The following is a 15,487-nucleotide window of genomic DNA, read 5'->3' as shown; positions in this document are numbered from 1 at the left end:
AACGGGCGCTGATTGCACCGACGGAATCCGATCCGGACGTCAGGTGTGCTCGGATTTCGCTCCGGCACACCTGTAGGCCACGCGATCTGATCGGCACGCGAAAGGCGGCATTCGCCGCGTAAGGCTTCGGCGCCGGGACTGCCGGCGTCGAAGCCGTGCGTCATCCCCCTGGACGTCAGCAATGGACGGTCGACGCTCACGCAGCGGCCGCGACACCCTGATCACGAGGACACCGTGCCGCCTGATGGAGAGAACTTCGGCGAGGCCGTCGACGCATGGATCGACGGCGTCCCGGAAGGCAGAGACGTTCCCGCCGCCTTGACAACCGACGCGGCGGCGGCTTCCGCCGACTTCATGCTGTGCGCGTTGATCGGCCGGACACTGCTCGGCGGAGCCGACCGGGACCCCGGAGGCCCTCCGGGCCGGCGGGGCCACGCGGATTTTCCTCTCTGGTGGACCGGGAGAAGCTCCACCGCCGCACATGCGGCCCGTGCGAACCTGCTCGCCGGAATCTCCGCCGATTTCGACTCGGTGCACTACCTTGCCGGAGGGCACCTCTCCGCTTTCCTGACTCCCGTGCTCTTCGCACGGCCCGATGTCCCGCTGGACACCGCTCTGCGCACCCAGGCGCTGGCAACGGAATTCGCCGTACGCCTGGGACAGGCGGTCAAGGACCCGGTCCGGGCCAACGGCTTCCATGTCACCCCGGTGATCGGGGGCCTGGCCGCCGTCTACGCACTGGCCCGCCGGCGCGGGTTACCTGCGGAACGCGTCAGGTGGTGCCTGCGCCTGTACCTCTCGACGTACCGCTCGGACTACGGACTTCTGAGCAGCGACGGACGCCTGTACCAGATGGGTCAGGCTGTCAGCCAGGTGTTCGCGGCGGTGGACGAGGGCGGTACGCACGCCAGGATCGACCAGCGGGCCGCGCGGGAGTGGTGGCGCCCCCTCTCCGCGATGGGTGTCCCGATGGACACACCCGCGGCCTCCTCGCACGAGTGGCTCTCGGCACTGGGACGGACCTCGCTGAAGTCCGTGCCGTGCTGCGCGTACTTCTTCGAGACGCTGGAGACGGCGGCGAGCGTGCGTCGGAGGGTCCCCGGCGACGGCTTGCGGCACCTGCGGGTCGACGTTCCGGAGTACGTCCTCGCTGCACACCGCGCCTCCGGGAGAGCCGCCTGGCTGGAGCCGTTCGACCTCGTGCACAACCTCGCCATCTGCTGGGCGCTGGGCAGGGACTCCTGGACCCCGCTGGCGGAGATACCCATCGAGGTCGTCCGGCGGATCGCCGAGGCCATCACGCTGCACGCCGTGCCCGACGACGCCGCGGTGACCGTGACGGCGGTGACGGACGACGACGCCGTGACCGCGCGGGCAGCACAGCAGCAGGAGCCCGGAGTCGCCGTCAGGGCGCTGCAACGGAAAGCCGAGATCGTGCGCGCACACCTCGCCCCGGAGCAGCGCCGACCAGAGGTGTCCGCCGACCCGCGTCAGCTGCTGCGCGACCTCCTCGATTCGTGCGGTGACGACCGTCACGTACGCCCCGCGGGCGCACGTCAGACCGATGGAGTACTCCGATGACGTTCCCTCCTGTCGACATCTCTTCCGTCTGTCTCCACCCGTCCTCCTCCTATCCCTCCATCGCGGCGGAGCTGACGACGCTGCTGTCCGATGGCGGGGACCCCGGCACGGTCGAGCACGACACGGCCATGGCACGGAAGACACTGTGCGTGGACATCGTCGGCACCGACGGCGTCGACGACCTCGTGCCGCGTGCTCTCGATTGGACGCGGCGCGGTGGCCTCGTGCTTCCCGTCGTCGTCGACGCGCGGCACACGTCGGTCGGGCCGCTGACCAATCCGGGTTTCTCCGCCTGCCTCCAGTGCGCCGGACACAGCGGCCTTCTCGACCCGGCGCCGGCGCCCGCCGGCACGGACGGGCCCGGCGGTCCGGCCGACGTCCCCCGGCTCGTGGCGAAGCTCGTGGCCGTCACCGTCGCCCGGGAGGTGCACCGGATCACGCGCGACGCCGAGGCCCTGCCCATGACCCTGGGCGCGCTGGCTCGTATCGACCACGGATCGGGGGCCGTCGGCTTCCGGACGGTCGGCCAGATCGACGGTTGCGAGACGTGTTCGTCGTTGCTGGAGTCGGTATTCCAGGCAGCAGCGCGGTGAGCGGCGTCCGCGAGCCCCTGCCGCAGCGTGTGCGACAGCTGGAGGAGCTTCTCGTCGGGCGGGCCGGCCACGTGTCCACGCTGGACCCCCTCGACGATTTCTACAACGACGAGCCGCGGGGGCAGGGCTGGGTCGCCCAACTGCCGCCCAACGCCCACCTCCCCCGGGGATCGGCCCACAACCCGCGGGCCACCGGCGGCCGCGGACGAGGGGAACTCGCCCGCCTCAAGGCACTGATGGAGGCGGCCGAGCGAGTCTGTCTGAGTACGGTGCCGAGTGACGGCCTCCTGTACGGGTCCGCCTCGGAGCTCGGCACCTGCGTCGCCGCCGACGCATTTCCCTCGCCCTGGCGGGACTCCCCGGTCTGGCAGTCGCCGATGCACTGGCGCAGCGCCACCAGGATCGGTTCCTCCTCCTCGGAGGCGGTCCTGGTGCCGGCGCAACTCGTCTACTGCCCGTTCCACGAGCCCGACGACCGGGCGATGCTGTGGGACCCGAGCAGCAACGGCGCGGCCGCCGGCTTCTCCTTCGACGACGCGGTGGCGCGCGCGACGCGGGAGGCGTTCGAGCGGCATGCCCTCATGCTCTCCCACTACCTGCGGCTCTGTGGCCGGGAGGTCGACTGGCTCGACCTGCCGCTCGACCCCGGTGCCGTGGCGGTGGGCCTGGAGGCACTGGCGCTGGGGCTGCGGGTGGCGTGCCTGACCGAGAGCCCGTTCCCGGTCGCGGTCTGCTGCGCGGTCGACCCGTCCGACAGGTTTCCCTCGCTCACCACGGGCAGCGCGTGCGGCGAGACGCTCGCGCAGGCCGTGGGCGGAGCGATCAGCGAGGCGCTGTACGCCCGCAGGCAGGCCCGGGACTTCCTGACGCATGTGCCGCCGGTGGGCATCGCCGACCTCGAGACGATCGAGGACCGCGTCGTCCACTGGGGGCAGCCGCAGACCGCGAGGAGGCTCGACTACCTCTTCGGGGACGCGACGCCGCTCGACGGCGCCTACACCACCGGCTGTCTGGACGAGGGGTACGCGGCGGATATCACGACACCGCTCCTGCGCGAAGCCGGCGTGTTCGTCGTCAAGGTCGTCCACCCGCGCCTGCAACCCATGTTCTTCAACGAGAACCAGAAGCTGATTCTGGGTGCTCCGGATCAGGGTGCGCTGTCTCCCGATCCGCACCCCTATGCCTGACGGAAGTGAGTATGAGGGCAGACAAGGGAGCGGCTCCTTCGGCGCTCGACTTTCATCGGACCACGTACGCTGACGCGGCGATGCTCTCCGACTGGGTGATGCTGCCCGTCGACCAGTGGCCCGACGAGTGGTTCACGTACAACGAGAAGTGCTTCCCGCGGTTGGAGAGCCTGGTCCTTCCGGACCCGGGGGAGCCGCCTGCGGGCCTCGGCTCGCAGTGGCTTGCCCACCGTGTCAGCAGCCGCGGCGCGCTCGCGGAGATGTCGCTGGCCGACCTCTCCCAGGTTCTCTGGTACTCGACGCACTCGGTGCCGCCGGAGCAGTACGCCCCCGGCAACTGGCACCGGCCGTACCCCTCGGCCGGCGGGCGGCTGGGGTGCGAGTTCTACGTCATCGCACAGAACGTCGTCGGCCTGGACCCGGGCGTCTACAGCTACGGCGTGGCCCGCCATCAGCTGACCCGGCTGCGCCCAGGTGTGACCGAAGAAGCGATGAGCCTCCTCTTCGGCGATGGTTGGGTGACGCGCACATGCGCGGTGCTGGCCCTCACGGTCTCCCTGGACCGGCTGCAGACCAAGTACGGCCCCCGGGGGTTCCGCTATGGCCTGGTGGAGTCCGGTGCCGCCGCGCAGACGGTCTGTCTGGTGGCCGGCGCGGCGTCCATCGGCTCCTGTGTGCTCGGCGGGTTCGCCGACGTACCGATGAGCCAACTCCTCTTCTGCACACCGGAGTCCGAGATACCCGTCGCCACCATCGCCTTCAGCCGCATCGAGGAGGAACACCGAAATGATCGTCACTGACGACGCGGTCGGTCCTGTTCTCGGCGTCTCCAGGACCGAGCTGGCGGAGGCGATGGGGCGCAGGTGGTTCCACAGACCCGGTGCACTGCCCTCGGGCGCCGCGTTCACCTGGGGCGGCCTCAACAGGGCCCTGCAGTACGGCAACCTCGGACCCGGCCAGATCCGGCTCATCGGCGGCGAGGTACCGGTCGGCGACCTCTTCCGCGTAGCCGTGGCCGGCGGCGCGCGTGCCTTCCACCGGGTTGTCCCGGAGGCCGCCCACCGTGCGCTCGCGACCGGTGCGACGCTCGTCATCGACCAGCTGGACCTGATCGACCCGTGGGCCGACCGGATCGCCCGTGCCCTGTCCGGCATCTTCACCGCGAGGGTGCAGGCGAACGTGTACGCGTCGCTCCGCCGGGCTCCCGGGTTCGGTGCGCACCAGGACACCCACGACGTCTTCGTCGTCCAGGGCAGCGGAAAGAAGCATTGGACGGTGGGGGCCGAGACCGAGGCCACCGACCTGACCATGTGCCCGGGCGACGTGCTGTACCTGCCCGAAGGGACCCGGCACGACGTCGCCACCGACGCCGAGGGCTCCCTGCACATCACCTTCGCCATCCCGCGGCCGAACCTGCGTGAGCTGCTGTCGTGGGCGCTCGACGGCTCACGCGACGCGCGCCTGCTCGCCCCCGTGGACACCGGCGGTACGGCGGCCCGGACGGCGGTGCTCGCCGGGCAGGCAGACGCAATCGGCGACGCCGAGGTGCACTCGTTCCGTGAGGAGCGGCTGCACAGCGGGATGGCGCCGTCGTTCCTGAACCTCCCCTACGCCGGACAGGGTGCCGCCGCGGTCCGGGACGTCCCCGTGCTGTTCGCTCGACGGTCCTTCGCCGCCGTCCTGCCCGACGGAGCGGATCAGCACGCCCGCGTGCTGGGGTTCCTGAGTGCGACCGAGCCGATGGCCGTCGGAGAACTCGTCTCCGCCAGCGGCGTCGACGACGCCCTGGAGGTGGTGTGCGAACTCGCGCAGTGGGGCTTGATCAGTCTGTCGGAGCGCTGAGATGTCCGACGTGTACGAGGCGGCTCCGGGGCTGGGATGGTGTGAGGCGAACGGTGACATCGGGGCATTCGCGCTGGGATTCCCGGCGGGTTTCCGCGCCGAGGGCGCCGACCGCCCGGGTCTCGCCCACTTCACCGAACACCTGCTCATGGCGCCGCGGGACGAAAGCGCCTACCCGTACGCGCAGTTGGAGCAGCGCGGATTCCTGCTGGAAGCGCAGACGCGGCGCGACCACCTCACCGTGAGCCTCAGCGGACCGCAGAAGCACCTGTTGGGCGCCGTCGAGACCCTCGTCGCCCACCTGGCCGACCGGTCCCGGCCCGGCGGCGCCGCCCGGCAGCAGGCGGAGATCATCCACAACGAGGTACTGGAGAAGACCGGGCTCGACCCCGCGTCCGACCGGTGGCGCTGGTGCGTACCGGTGCCGGGCGGAGCGATCGGCGCGGACCACGACCCGGTCGTCGCCCCGGCGCTGGCCGGCCTGGCCGTCTACGCGGACACCTGGCAGGGCTTCGCCGCAGAGCACGTCCGCCTGGAACGGTGCGCTGCCGCCGTGGCTGCCGACCCCGCGGTCGTCCGTCCCGCGGACGTGGAGTCGCTGCTGGGCCCCAGGCCGCTGCCGCGCGCCATACCCGCCGTCGCGCCCGCCTCCTTCGCCGCTGCCGCAGCGGACGGCCGGCAGGCGCCGCGCGAGGAGATCGTCCTCCCCGTCCTGGACGGCGGCCTGCTCGGCCAGAGCGCCGCTCTGGTCGCCGCCGGGCTCGTCGCCGGAGCGCTTGCCGCGGCGACCGGGTACCCGAGCGTCAACGTGCACTACGGCCTGTTCGACGAGTGGTTCAGCGAGGACGCCCCGACGGTGCTCACCGTTCCCGTGCCGCCGGGGTTCGACGCCGGAGCGCTGGAGCGGTGTGTCGGGAGCGTCCTCCGGACCGCCACCGAGCCACGCACCCTGGCCCGGGCCTGCGAACAGCTGTCGGATGAGTGGAAGAGGCGCGTCGGGACGCCCGCCGCGGCCTCCCGGCTGACCGCGTGGATGCTCCTGGGCGAACGGCTGGGCGTTCCTTTCGCGGACGTTGACGCCGGGCTCGTCATCCGGAGCCTCGCCGCGGCCGTGCGCCCCGGGGGGCCCCGGTGACACGTCCTATCACTCGGGTGAACCGCTGGGGAACGGCCATGGACCTCGTCTCCCGCCCGTCCCACACCGGCGCGACCACGCCGGTGAACGTGGTATCCGCGGACGACGTGTGCGCGTGGCTGTGCCTGTGCGAGTACGTCGCGGGCAACTTCACCAGTCCCCTCATGCACGCGGGCCGGCTCACCGGGACACTGTTCCGGGTCCGGCTGGCCCTGCTGCCCGGCCTGCCCGGCAGCGGCGTCCTGGCGCTCACCTTCACCTCGTCCCAGGCGTCGGAGCGGAGGAACCTGGCGCTGGTCCACCAGGCGCTCGAAGACGTCGTCGAGGAAGGCGGGGTCCCGACCGCCCAATGGCGCGGTGCGGCCCTGAGATTGAGGACCCGGCTGGCCACCAGCGACCCCCTGACGCGTCGCTCCCCCTGGGGCCGCCCGCCGTACGACTGCCGCCTCGACGATCCGCTGACGTGGGCGGAGCGGCATCCGCCCCAGTACGAAATCCACCGGCCCGCACTGGCGGCGCTCGCCCGCCGGCTGTCGGACCGTCGATCGGCCCTTGAGGGGGATGGTGATGAGTTTCTCCGCTGAGCGGCAGTCGCCCATCAGGCTTCTGCGCAGGATCAGCACGGCATCGAGCCTGGAGGACGGCGCCTTCACCCTGGTGTTGCCCGTCCTGGCCCAGCAGTCCACCGGGAACCTCGGTGTGGCCGCGGTCTTTGTCGCGGTGACAGCCCCGTGGGCGCTGGTGTCGCTGCCCATCGGATATCTCGCGGACCACATGTCCCGGACGCGGCTGCTGAGGATCACGGCGTTCGCGCGGACCGGGCTCGCCGCGGTGCTCGCCGTGTTGTGCGTGTTCGGGGAACCCATGCCCGCGCTCATCGCCGTCCTGGCGTTCGGGCTGAGCAGTTGTGGCGTGGCCTCGGAGATCGCCCGCCAGGCGCTCGTGCCGCAGCTCGTGGCGGACTCCAGCCGGCTCGTCTCCGCCAACACGGAGATCGCCAAAGTCTCCCAGCTCTACGGGGGTTTCGTCGGACCGCTGGTGGGCGGATGGCTGCTGCTGTGGAGCCAGGCCCTCGCCACCGCTTCGCTGGCCGTCTTCGCCGCGATCACGATGGTCGTCACCCTCGGGCTACCGGGGACCCCGGCGCTGCAGGACGAACCCATGAGGGTGCGGACGATGGTGATGGCAGGGCTGGGCGGATTCCACCAGATCTACCACCACCGCATGCTCCTGACCCTGGCGTCGCTGAGCTTCACGGTGTCCACGGTCTGGTACGTCTGGGAGACGTCCTTCACAGCCTTCGCGCTCTCCGACAGCGGCCTGGGCGCCTCCAGCCTCACCTACTCGTTCCTCCTCCTGGCCGGCGCGGCCGGGGCGCTCGTCGGCAGCCAGGTGGTGCAGCCCATCACCCGGAGGTTGCCGCTGCGCACCACGCTGGCGCTGAGCCTGGTGGGCTGGGGCGTGTGGTTCCTCGTGCCCGCGCTCACCTCGAACTGGCTGCCCATCGTCTGCTGCCTCGTCCTCGGCGGCGGGGTGGGGCTCATGTGGAACACCATCTCGATCACGGCCCGGCAACTCGTCACCTCGGGGCATCTGCTGGGACGCACGACCGCCACGTACCGGATGGTGACGCGCACCGGCCGGGCGCTCGGGGCGGCCATCGCCGGCCTGTTGATGTCGCACACGTCCTGGCAGCACATCTTCGGCTCCTGTGCGGTCGTCATCGGCGTCGTGGCCGTCGGGATCATCACCTTCTACCGCGACCGGCTCATGCTCGAACCGGAAGTGGGGTGACGACCATGAGGACCACGCGAGTGCCCGCCACGGAGTGGATGCCGACCGCAAGCCTCGTCCTGCACCTGGCCGACGGCAGCACCGAGACGCTGTCGCCGGAGGGCCTGCGGGCACAGGTGTCACAGGTCCGCGCGGAGTACCGGCAGGCCGTGGGCCGCGACGACGCCCTGTGCCTCGCCCCCGACGGGCTGGCGCCGTTCCGGCGATACCTGACGGAACTGCTCGCGGCGCTCGGGCTGTCGAATCCGGTGGTCGTGCCGGACGGTGAGACCGGTGGGCCGCCGGCGGCGGAGCGACTGGCCGGACTGGGACTGGCCGCCTACACGCTCGGGCACGAGCGGCAACCGTGGAGCGGGCCCGAGGCTCGCGCGGAGCTGCCCCCGTCCGCCCTGCTGCTGCGTACCGGCGGCACCAGCGGGCGCGTCCGCTACGCGGTGAACACCAGCATGCGCGGGGCCCTGGGCCGGGACCCGAGGTTGAGCCTGGCCTCCTCGGTGGGGCTCAAGGCCGGACTCCGTGTCTGCCTGGCCGGGTCCGTCCGCCATGCCGCCACCCTGAGCATGCTGCTGGACGCGCTGAACCACCAGGCGGAGATCCACCTCTTCGAGAAGCCCGACCCGGCGCACGTGCTGCACCAGGTCCGCCGGCACCGCGTGCAGTGGCTCCTCGTCACACCTCTGCACATGCGCATCATGCAGCGCCAGTGGCAGAGCGACGGAGGCGCACCGGACCTCGAAACCCTCGTCCACATGAGCGCGGCCTGTACCGAGCCGGTCAAGCGGTTCTGGCATGCGACGCTCGGCCCCGAGCACGTCTACGAGGTGTTCGGCGCGTCCGAGGGGATCGGGACCACGGTGGCCCGCGGTGACGAGTGGGAGGTGCGGCCCGGAACAGTGGGCAGGGGTTTCTACACGTCCGTGGCCGTGCTGGACCCCGCGGGCGTACCCGTCGCACCGGGCGAGGTGGGCGACGTCTGCTTCCAGTGCGGAACGACCGCGCGTCCGCTGCATGTGGGCCGGCGCGACTCCGTGCGATGGAGCAGCTCCGGGCACGTGAGCATCGGGGACCGGGGCCGCCTGGACGCGGATGGATACCTCTACCTCGAACCCCGGTCGCAACTGCGGATCACCGTTGGCGGAACGACCGTCCTGGCGACCGACGTCGAGGACGCGCTGATGGACGTCCCCTGGGTCCGGGACGCGGCAGCGGCCGGCATACCCAACCGGGTGACCGGGCACCGCGTCGTCTGCTTCGTGGTGAGCGACGGCCAGGGGTCCGAGAGCCGGCTGACAGAGCTCAGGCGGCACCTGCGAAGGGTCCTGTCGCCCGCCGCGGTTCCGCGCCGGATCGTCGAAGTCGACGCGATCCCCCGGTCGGAGGCCGGAAAGGTCAACCGCACCCTGCTCTCAGACATGGTCCGGAAACATCTCCAGGAGGGGCAATGACGATGCGGAACATTCCTGACGACCCGGATTGCACGGGTATCTACCGTGTCACCGCGGATGGCGACTGCGTCGCGGCTGTGGCCACGCGCTCCTTCATCTCCGTTCCGGAGGTGCGGGCACGGCTCAGCGCACTCCTTGCGACGGAGGCGCGCCGGCTGGTGTTCACCATCCTCCCCATGGGCGAGGACCCGAACGCCGAGGCGATCAGCGACGACGCGGTCGCCTCGGGGGCCTTCCACCGGACCGCGGTTCCCGAGGGCACTGTCGAGGTGCGGTTGCTGGAGCGGATCGCGCTCACCCTGCCCGAGGACGTGGTGCTCAGCACGACCGACAGCATCTGGGACCTGGGCGGAGACTCGCTGCTCTGCCTTGAGCTGAGCGAGGCCATCACCGACATGTGGGGCGTTGAGATCGATCCCGTGGACATATTCCGCGCCAAGTCCCTGGCGCGGCTCGCCGATGACATCGAGGCGAAACGATGACGTCGAGCGCGCTCGACCTGCTGGCCGGCGGCAACGATGCGCCGGCTCTCGTCGACGGAGCCCGCATCCTCACGCATGGACGGGCGCGCGAGATCTGCGACGACATCGCCCGGTTCCTGGGCGACGACGCCAAGAAGCTCGTGATGGTCGAGAACCCGCGCTCCGCGGCGGGGGCGCTCGCCTACATGGCAGTTCTTCGGGCGGGCCATGCGGTGATGCTCGTGGAGGCGGCCGGGCTCGGCGACATGTCGGCGTCCATCAAGCGGATGCGGCCCGACGTCGTCCTCGGACCGTCGTGCGTCCTGGCCACGGAAACGTCCCCGGACTACCGGAGCGAGACCGACGACGTCCCGCACGTCGGGGTCGCGCGTCGACTGGCCGCAGCCCGGGTAACCGCGCCCGCGCCCGAACTCGCCCTGGTGGCGCGGACGTCGGGCTCCATGTCGGAGGGCAAGCTGGTGCGGCTCTCCTACGGCAACCTGTCGAGCAACGCCCACAGCATCGGCCGGACGACACGTATCCGCCCGTCCGACGTCGCGGCGACGTCCCTGCGCCTGGACTACAGTTTCGGGCTGTCCCTGTTCAACTCCCACCTGGCCGCCGGCGCCGCCGTCGCCCTGACCACGGCGTCACCGACGACCGGACGCTTCTGGTCGGACGCCCGGCGCCTCGGAGTGACCACCATCGGCATGGTCCCCACCACGGTCCAGTTCGTGCTGGGAGACCCGCAGTCGCGGGCGAGGCTGTCCTCACTGCGCGCCGTCCTCGTCGCGGGCGGACCCCTGGCCGCGCCCTCCCTGCGGCGGCTCCGGGATACGTCGGGCCCGCGGACCCCGGTGTTCTACATGTACGGGCAGACCGAGGCGACCGCGCGGATGACCTGCCTGGATCCGGCGCTGGCCGCCGCACACGAGGGGAGTGTGGGGGCTGCCATACCGGGCGGACGGATCGAGATCCGGAGCAGGGACGGGGCTGAACTCGCCCCCGGGCAGTGCGGCGAGGTCCACTACGCGGGCCCCAACGTGATGCTCGGCTACGCCCGCACCCGTGAGGATCTGACGCTGCCCGACCTCGCCGGGGGTGAGCTGCGGACCGGCGACCTGGGGCGGATGGAGGGCGGCGTCCTGTACCTCGAAGGCCGCCTGGACCGGCAGGTCAAGGTCCTGGGCGAGCGGGTCGGCCTCGACGCCCTCGAAGCCGCGGCGATGTCCGCCCTCGACGGCACCGCCGTGGCCGCGGTGCTCGCCAAGCCCGACGAGGTCCACGTCTACGTCGAGGGAGACGCGGACCGCCTCGGCCGGCTGCGTTCGCTGGGCTCGGCCGGCCTGGGTGTTCCGCGGGGCTGCCTGAAGCTGCACGCGGTGCACCGCCTTCCGAGGACACCCTCGGGAAAGGTCAAGTACGTCGAGCTGAGCTGAGACGAGGCCGGTCCAGAGGCTCGCCTTCCGCCGTTGACCACCTGGGTCACCGCGGCTGTGCGCCCGCGGCGTTGGAGGAGCGACAACTTGCGAAGGGGCCTGTTGAGACAATGGATGTGACTGTGCCGGAGTCAGTGGTGGAGGCGTCCGGGAAGGTCACCCGGGGGCGAGCGGTGGTCGCGGTGACGGCGCTGTCGGTCGCGCTGTTCGCGTTCGCCACGGTGGAGACTCTGCCGGTGGGGCTGCTACCGCAGATCGCGCACGGGCTGGGGGTGTCGCTGCCGTCGGTGGGGCTGCTGGTGACCGGCTACGGGCTGGTGGTGATGGCCACAGCCGTGCCGTTGACCGCGGTGACGCGGAGGGTTCCGCGTCGGCGTCTGCTGGCCGTGCTGCTGAGCGTCTTCACCCTGGCCACACTGCTGTGCGGTGTGACACCCGGCTACGGCACCCTGCTGGGGGCGCGCATTCTGATCGCGCTGACCCATGCGGTGATGTGGTCGGTGGTCGCGTCGGTCGCCGCGGGCATGTTTCCCGAGCAGGTGCGGGCGAAGGTGGTGGCCGCACTGTTCAGCGGGTCCTCGCTGGCGCAGGTGGCGGGTGTGCCGACCGGGACCTGGCTCGGACAGCAGACCGACTGGCGGGTCCCCTTCCTGGTGATGAGCGCCCTGGGCCTGGTCGCTGGGACCATCGTGGTAGCCCTGTTGCCCTCGGCCTCGGTCGAGGAGAACCCGGCTGCCACCGCACCGGAGCCCAGCCGCTTCCGTTTCGCCTTGCTGGTGACAGTGACGGCGGTCGTCGTCGCCGGGTTCTTCACCTTCTACACGTACGTCACCGTCTTCCTCACGCGAGTCGCCGGAATGTCCTCACACTCCGTCGGCGCGGTGCTCGCGGTGGGCGGGGTGGCGGGTCTGATCGGTACGAGCGTGTCCGGGGTGCTGTCGGACCGCAGTACCCGCGCCACCATGACCGGGTCGGTGACGCTGGTGACCGCCGCTCTGGCGCTGCTGGTGGCCGCCGGATCCCACCCCACTGCCGCGGTGACAGCGGTGGCCCTGCTCTCGCTGTCCCTGTCCGGCATGATCACCGCTCTCACCAGCCGCGTCCTGCGCATCGCCCCGGGCAACGTGGACGTAGCCTCCGCGGCCGGTTCCGCTGCCTTCCAGGCGGGCATCGCCGCCGGCTCCTTCCTCGGCGGCCGCCTCCTGGACGCACATTCCCCGCACTACACCGTCGTCATCGGTGCGGTCCTCGCTGCCGCCGGTCTCATTCTGCTCCTCGTCGAGGAGCCGCTCAGCCGTCGCTGCCGGTAGCAGCCACGGCGCCACCGAGGCCGGTCCCCGACCGCGGTGCGACGCCACCCCGACGGGCCGCTTCCGCGGGCTGACCGGGAGGGCCGGCGCCTCCTGGCCGGCGCACGGCCCCGTCGTCGCAGCGCCGGGCCACCTGGCCTTCGGCGGCCGCCCCGACAACCACGGCCTTGTTGTCCCAGCACTTGGCTCTCCCCGTTCTGCGAGGAGAGCTCGGTGTGTACGTGAACGAGAGGAAGAGTCGAGTGACCGAACGGATCGCACGGAGTGGCGCCGACGGGTCGGATCACCAGCTGTGGCGGAATCCGTCCTCACCGGTGAGTGACCGGGTGGCCGATCTGCTGAGCCGGATGACCCTGGAAGAGAAGATCGGGCAGCTCGGCTCGTACTGGCCGGCGCCGCTGCGCCCCGGTGAGCCGGTACTGCCCCTGCCGGACTGGGCCACGGACCCGTTGCCCCCACAGCTGGCGGAGGCGGCGACAGTCGGCCTGGGGCAGCTCACGCGGGTCCACGGCACCGAACCCGTGACGCCGGCGGCCGGACTCGAACGCCTGCGCCTGCTGCAGCGAACCGTCGTTGCGGCGAACCGGTTCGGAATACCGGCGCTGGTGCACGAGGAGTGCCTCACCGGGCTTCTGTCGTGGACCGCCACCGTCTTCCCCACCCCGCTGGCCTGGGGCGCGTCCTTCGATCCCGAGTTGGTGGAGGAGATGGCGACGGCCATCGCGGGAAGCATGCGCAGGTGCGGTGCCCACATGGGTCTGGCGCCAGTCCTCGACGTGACGCGCGACTACCGGTGGGGATGCACGGAGGAGACCATCGGCGACGACCCCCACCTGGTCGCCACCGTGGGCGCCGCCTACGTCCGCGGTCTGGAGAAGGCGGGCGTGGTCGCCACAGTGAAGCACTTCGCCGGGTACTCGGCGTCCGTGGCCGGGCGGAACATGGCTCCCGTCACCTGCGGGCCCCGTGAGTTCGCCGATGTCATCCTGGAGCCCTTCGTGGCAGCGCTCCGCGACGGCGGGGCGCGTGCCGTCATGGTCGCGCAGACCGCTGTGGACGGTGTCCCCAGCACAGCGGACCCGTACCTGTTGACCGACGTTCTCCGCGACCAACTGGGCTTCACCGGCCTCGCGGTGGCCGACTACTTCGCGATCTGGAACCTCAAGCACATGCAGCGGGCGGCGGACTCGGCCGGCGACGCCGCCGCCATGGCCCTGCGGGCCGGTATCGACACGGAACTGCCGACCACGCACTGCTTCGGGCAGCCGCTGATCGAGCAGGTGCGCCAGGGCATCGTGCCCGAGGAACACGTGGACCGGGCGGCATCCCGCGTGCTGGCTCTGAAGTGCGAGCTGGGGCTGCTGGACGCTACGTGGGAGAGCGAGCTCGCCGCTCTGCCGATTCCCGGCCCCGACGAGTTGGATCCGCCCGAGCACCGGGCACTGGCGCGCAGACTCGCCGAGGAGTCGGTGGTGCTGCTGGCCAACGACGGCGCACTGCCCCTCGGCGGCGGCTCCATCGCGCTGACCGGCCCGCTGGCGGACGACCCACTGGCCATGCTCGGCTGCTACGCGTTCGCCAACCACAACTCCCTCGACCACATGGAGGAGATGGCGGCGCGCGTGGGCCTGGAACTCGGCGTGGCGGTGCCCACCCTGTCCGCCGCGCTGGCCGCGGAGCTGCCGGACGTGAAGATCCGGGTCGATGCCGCCGGGCGCGTCGACGCGCTGGAGGACGCGGACATCGCTTCCGCTGTGGCCGCCGCGCGCGACGCCGACGTGTGCGTGCTGGCGATCGGCGACCGGGCCGGGCTGTTCGGCCTCGGCACCTCCGGCGAGGGGTGCGACGCGCAGACGCTGGCCCTGCCCGGCCGACAGGCGGAACTCGCCCAGGCGGTCCTGGACACCGGCACGCCCACGGTCATCGTGCTGGTCTCCGGCCGCCCTTACGCCCTCGGCGACCTGGCCGGACCTGCGGCGGCCGTCATCCAGGCGTTCTTCCCCGGCGAGGAAGGGGCCACGGCCATCGCGGGAGTGCTGTCCGGCCGGGTGGAGCCGTCAGGCCGGCTTCCGGTGAGCATGCCGGGCAACGCCGGCGCCGCACTGGGGACCTATCTGCATCCGCAGCTGGGCGGCCCCACCGAGGTGAGTGGTGCCGATCCCACGCCCCTGTACCCGTTCGGGCACGGCCTGACGTGGACCACCTTCGCCTACGAGGACCTGGCGATGGACGCTGACATCATCCCCACCGACGGGACGGTGCGCATTGCTGTGACCGTGCGCAACGCCGGGCTCCGGGCCGGCACCGAACTGGTCCAGCTGTACCTCTCCGACCCGGTGGCCTCGGCAGCGCGGCCCATACGCTGGCTGGCCGGCTGGACCCGGGTACGGCTCGAACCGGGACACGCCGCGAGAGTCCAGTTCACCGTCCACGCCGACCGGGTCTCCTTCACCGGACAGGACCTGCGGCGCAGAGTGGAACCCGGCCTGATCCACGCCGAGGTCGGGCGGTCGAGTGCGGACCTCCCGCTGCGCGGGTCCTTCGTCCTCGACGGCCCGGAGCGGGTCGTGGGCCTCGACCGGGTTCTCACCGTGCCGGTGCGGATCACCGGACTGTGAGAGGCCGGTCACCCCTTCTCGGAGGCGGGGGGGGGGGGGGGGGGGGGGGGGGGGGGGGGGGGGGGGGGGGGGGGGGGGGGGG

At 71.5% G+C, this 15,487-nt stretch carries 14 protein-coding genes; 13 read left to right on the top strand and 1 reads right to left on the bottom strand.

Translation table 11 applies throughout. The features are described from left to right. A partial coding sequence (locus tag ACN6LM_RS25030) for a hypothetical protein (RefSeq protein ID WP_445067636.1) occupies positions 1-200 on the bottom strand: 200 nt, incomplete at its 3' end. 34 nt (positions 201-234) lie between these two features. On the opposite strand from ACN6LM_RS25030, the gene ACN6LM_RS25025 reads away from it, so the two are divergent. From ACN6LM_RS25025 to ACN6LM_RS24965, 13 genes are all read left to right on the top strand, one after another. Beyond that, complete coding sequence (locus ACN6LM_RS25025) at positions 235-1,581, top strand: hypothetical protein (RefSeq protein WP_445067634.1); 1,347 nt, start codon at positions 235-237, stop codon at positions 1,579-1,581. Next, complete coding sequence (locus ACN6LM_RS25020; protein ID WP_445067633.1) at positions 1,578-2,174, top strand: hypothetical protein; 597 nt, start codon at positions 1,578-1,580, stop codon at positions 2,172-2,174. Before ACN6LM_RS25025 ends, ACN6LM_RS25020 begins: the two co-directional genes overlap by 4 nt. Next, a complete protein-coding gene (locus ACN6LM_RS25015) occupies positions 2,171-3,361 on the top strand; it encodes a YcaO-like family protein (protein WP_445067631.1) in 1,191 nt (396 codons plus the stop codon). Before ACN6LM_RS25020 ends, ACN6LM_RS25015 begins: the two co-directional genes overlap by 4 nt. A gap of 11 nt (positions 3,362-3,372) precedes the next feature. Then, positions 3,373-4,161, top strand: coding sequence for a SagB/ThcOx family dehydrogenase (locus ACN6LM_RS25010; RefSeq protein ID WP_445067630.1), 789 nt, complete (start codon positions 3,373-3,375; stop codon positions 4,159-4,161). Continuing rightward, positions 4,148-5,203, top strand: a complete 1,056-nt coding sequence (locus tag ACN6LM_RS25005) for a JmjC domain-containing protein (protein ID WP_445067629.1) — start codon at positions 4,148-4,150, stop codon at positions 5,201-5,203. Before ACN6LM_RS25010 ends, ACN6LM_RS25005 begins: the two co-directional genes overlap by 14 nt. A 1-nt stretch (position 5,204) precedes the next feature. Further along, positions 5,205-6,338: an insulinase family protein gene (locus ACN6LM_RS25000; RefSeq protein ID WP_445067627.1), complete on the top strand. Its 1,134-nt coding sequence runs from the start codon at positions 5,205-5,207 to the stop codon at positions 6,336-6,338. A gap of 38 nt (positions 6,339-6,376) precedes the next feature. Beyond that, entirely contained in the window at positions 6,377-6,922 is a 546-nt protein-coding gene (locus ACN6LM_RS24995) for a hypothetical protein (RefSeq protein ID WP_445067626.1), read from the top strand. Then, complete coding sequence (locus tag ACN6LM_RS24990) at positions 6,906-8,132, top strand: MFS transporter (protein ID WP_445067624.1); 1,227 nt, start codon at positions 6,906-6,908, stop codon at positions 8,130-8,132. Before ACN6LM_RS24995 ends, ACN6LM_RS24990 begins: the two co-directional genes overlap by 17 nt. Before the next feature lie 5 nt (positions 8,133-8,137). After that, entirely contained in the window at positions 8,138-9,577 is a 1,440-nt protein-coding gene (locus ACN6LM_RS24985) for an AMP-binding protein (protein ID WP_445067623.1), read from the top strand. Next, entirely contained in the window at positions 9,574-10,059 is a 486-nt protein-coding gene (locus tag ACN6LM_RS24980; protein ID WP_445067622.1) for an acyl carrier protein, read from the top strand. The genes ACN6LM_RS24985 and ACN6LM_RS24980 overlap by 4 nt, the downstream gene beginning before the upstream one ends. Next, the gene (locus tag ACN6LM_RS24975; RefSeq protein WP_445067620.1) at positions 10,056-11,477 is read left to right on the top strand and encodes an AMP-binding protein; all 1,422 of its coding nucleotides are present in this window, start codon (positions 10,056-10,058) and stop codon (positions 11,475-11,477) included. The genes ACN6LM_RS24980 and ACN6LM_RS24975 overlap by 4 nt, the downstream gene beginning before the upstream one ends. A gap of 122 nt (positions 11,478-11,599) precedes the next feature. After that, a complete protein-coding gene (locus ACN6LM_RS24970; protein WP_445067619.1) occupies positions 11,600-12,787 on the top strand; it encodes an MFS transporter in 1,188 nt (395 codons plus the stop codon). A 242-nt stretch (positions 12,788-13,029) separates the two neighbouring features. Then, positions 13,030-15,405 carry a glycoside hydrolase family 3 N-terminal domain-containing protein gene (locus ACN6LM_RS24965; RefSeq protein ID WP_445067618.1) on the top strand — a complete coding sequence of 792 codons (2,376 nt, stop codon included), beginning with the start codon at positions 13,030-13,032 and terminating at the stop codon, positions 15,403-15,405. Positions 15,406-15,487 lie beyond the last annotated feature (82 nt).

The organism is Streptomyces sp. SAS_281 (assembly GCF_052542855.1).
Note: the sequence above shows the minus strand (reverse complement) of the source record. Positions and strands in the feature narration are given on the sequence as shown.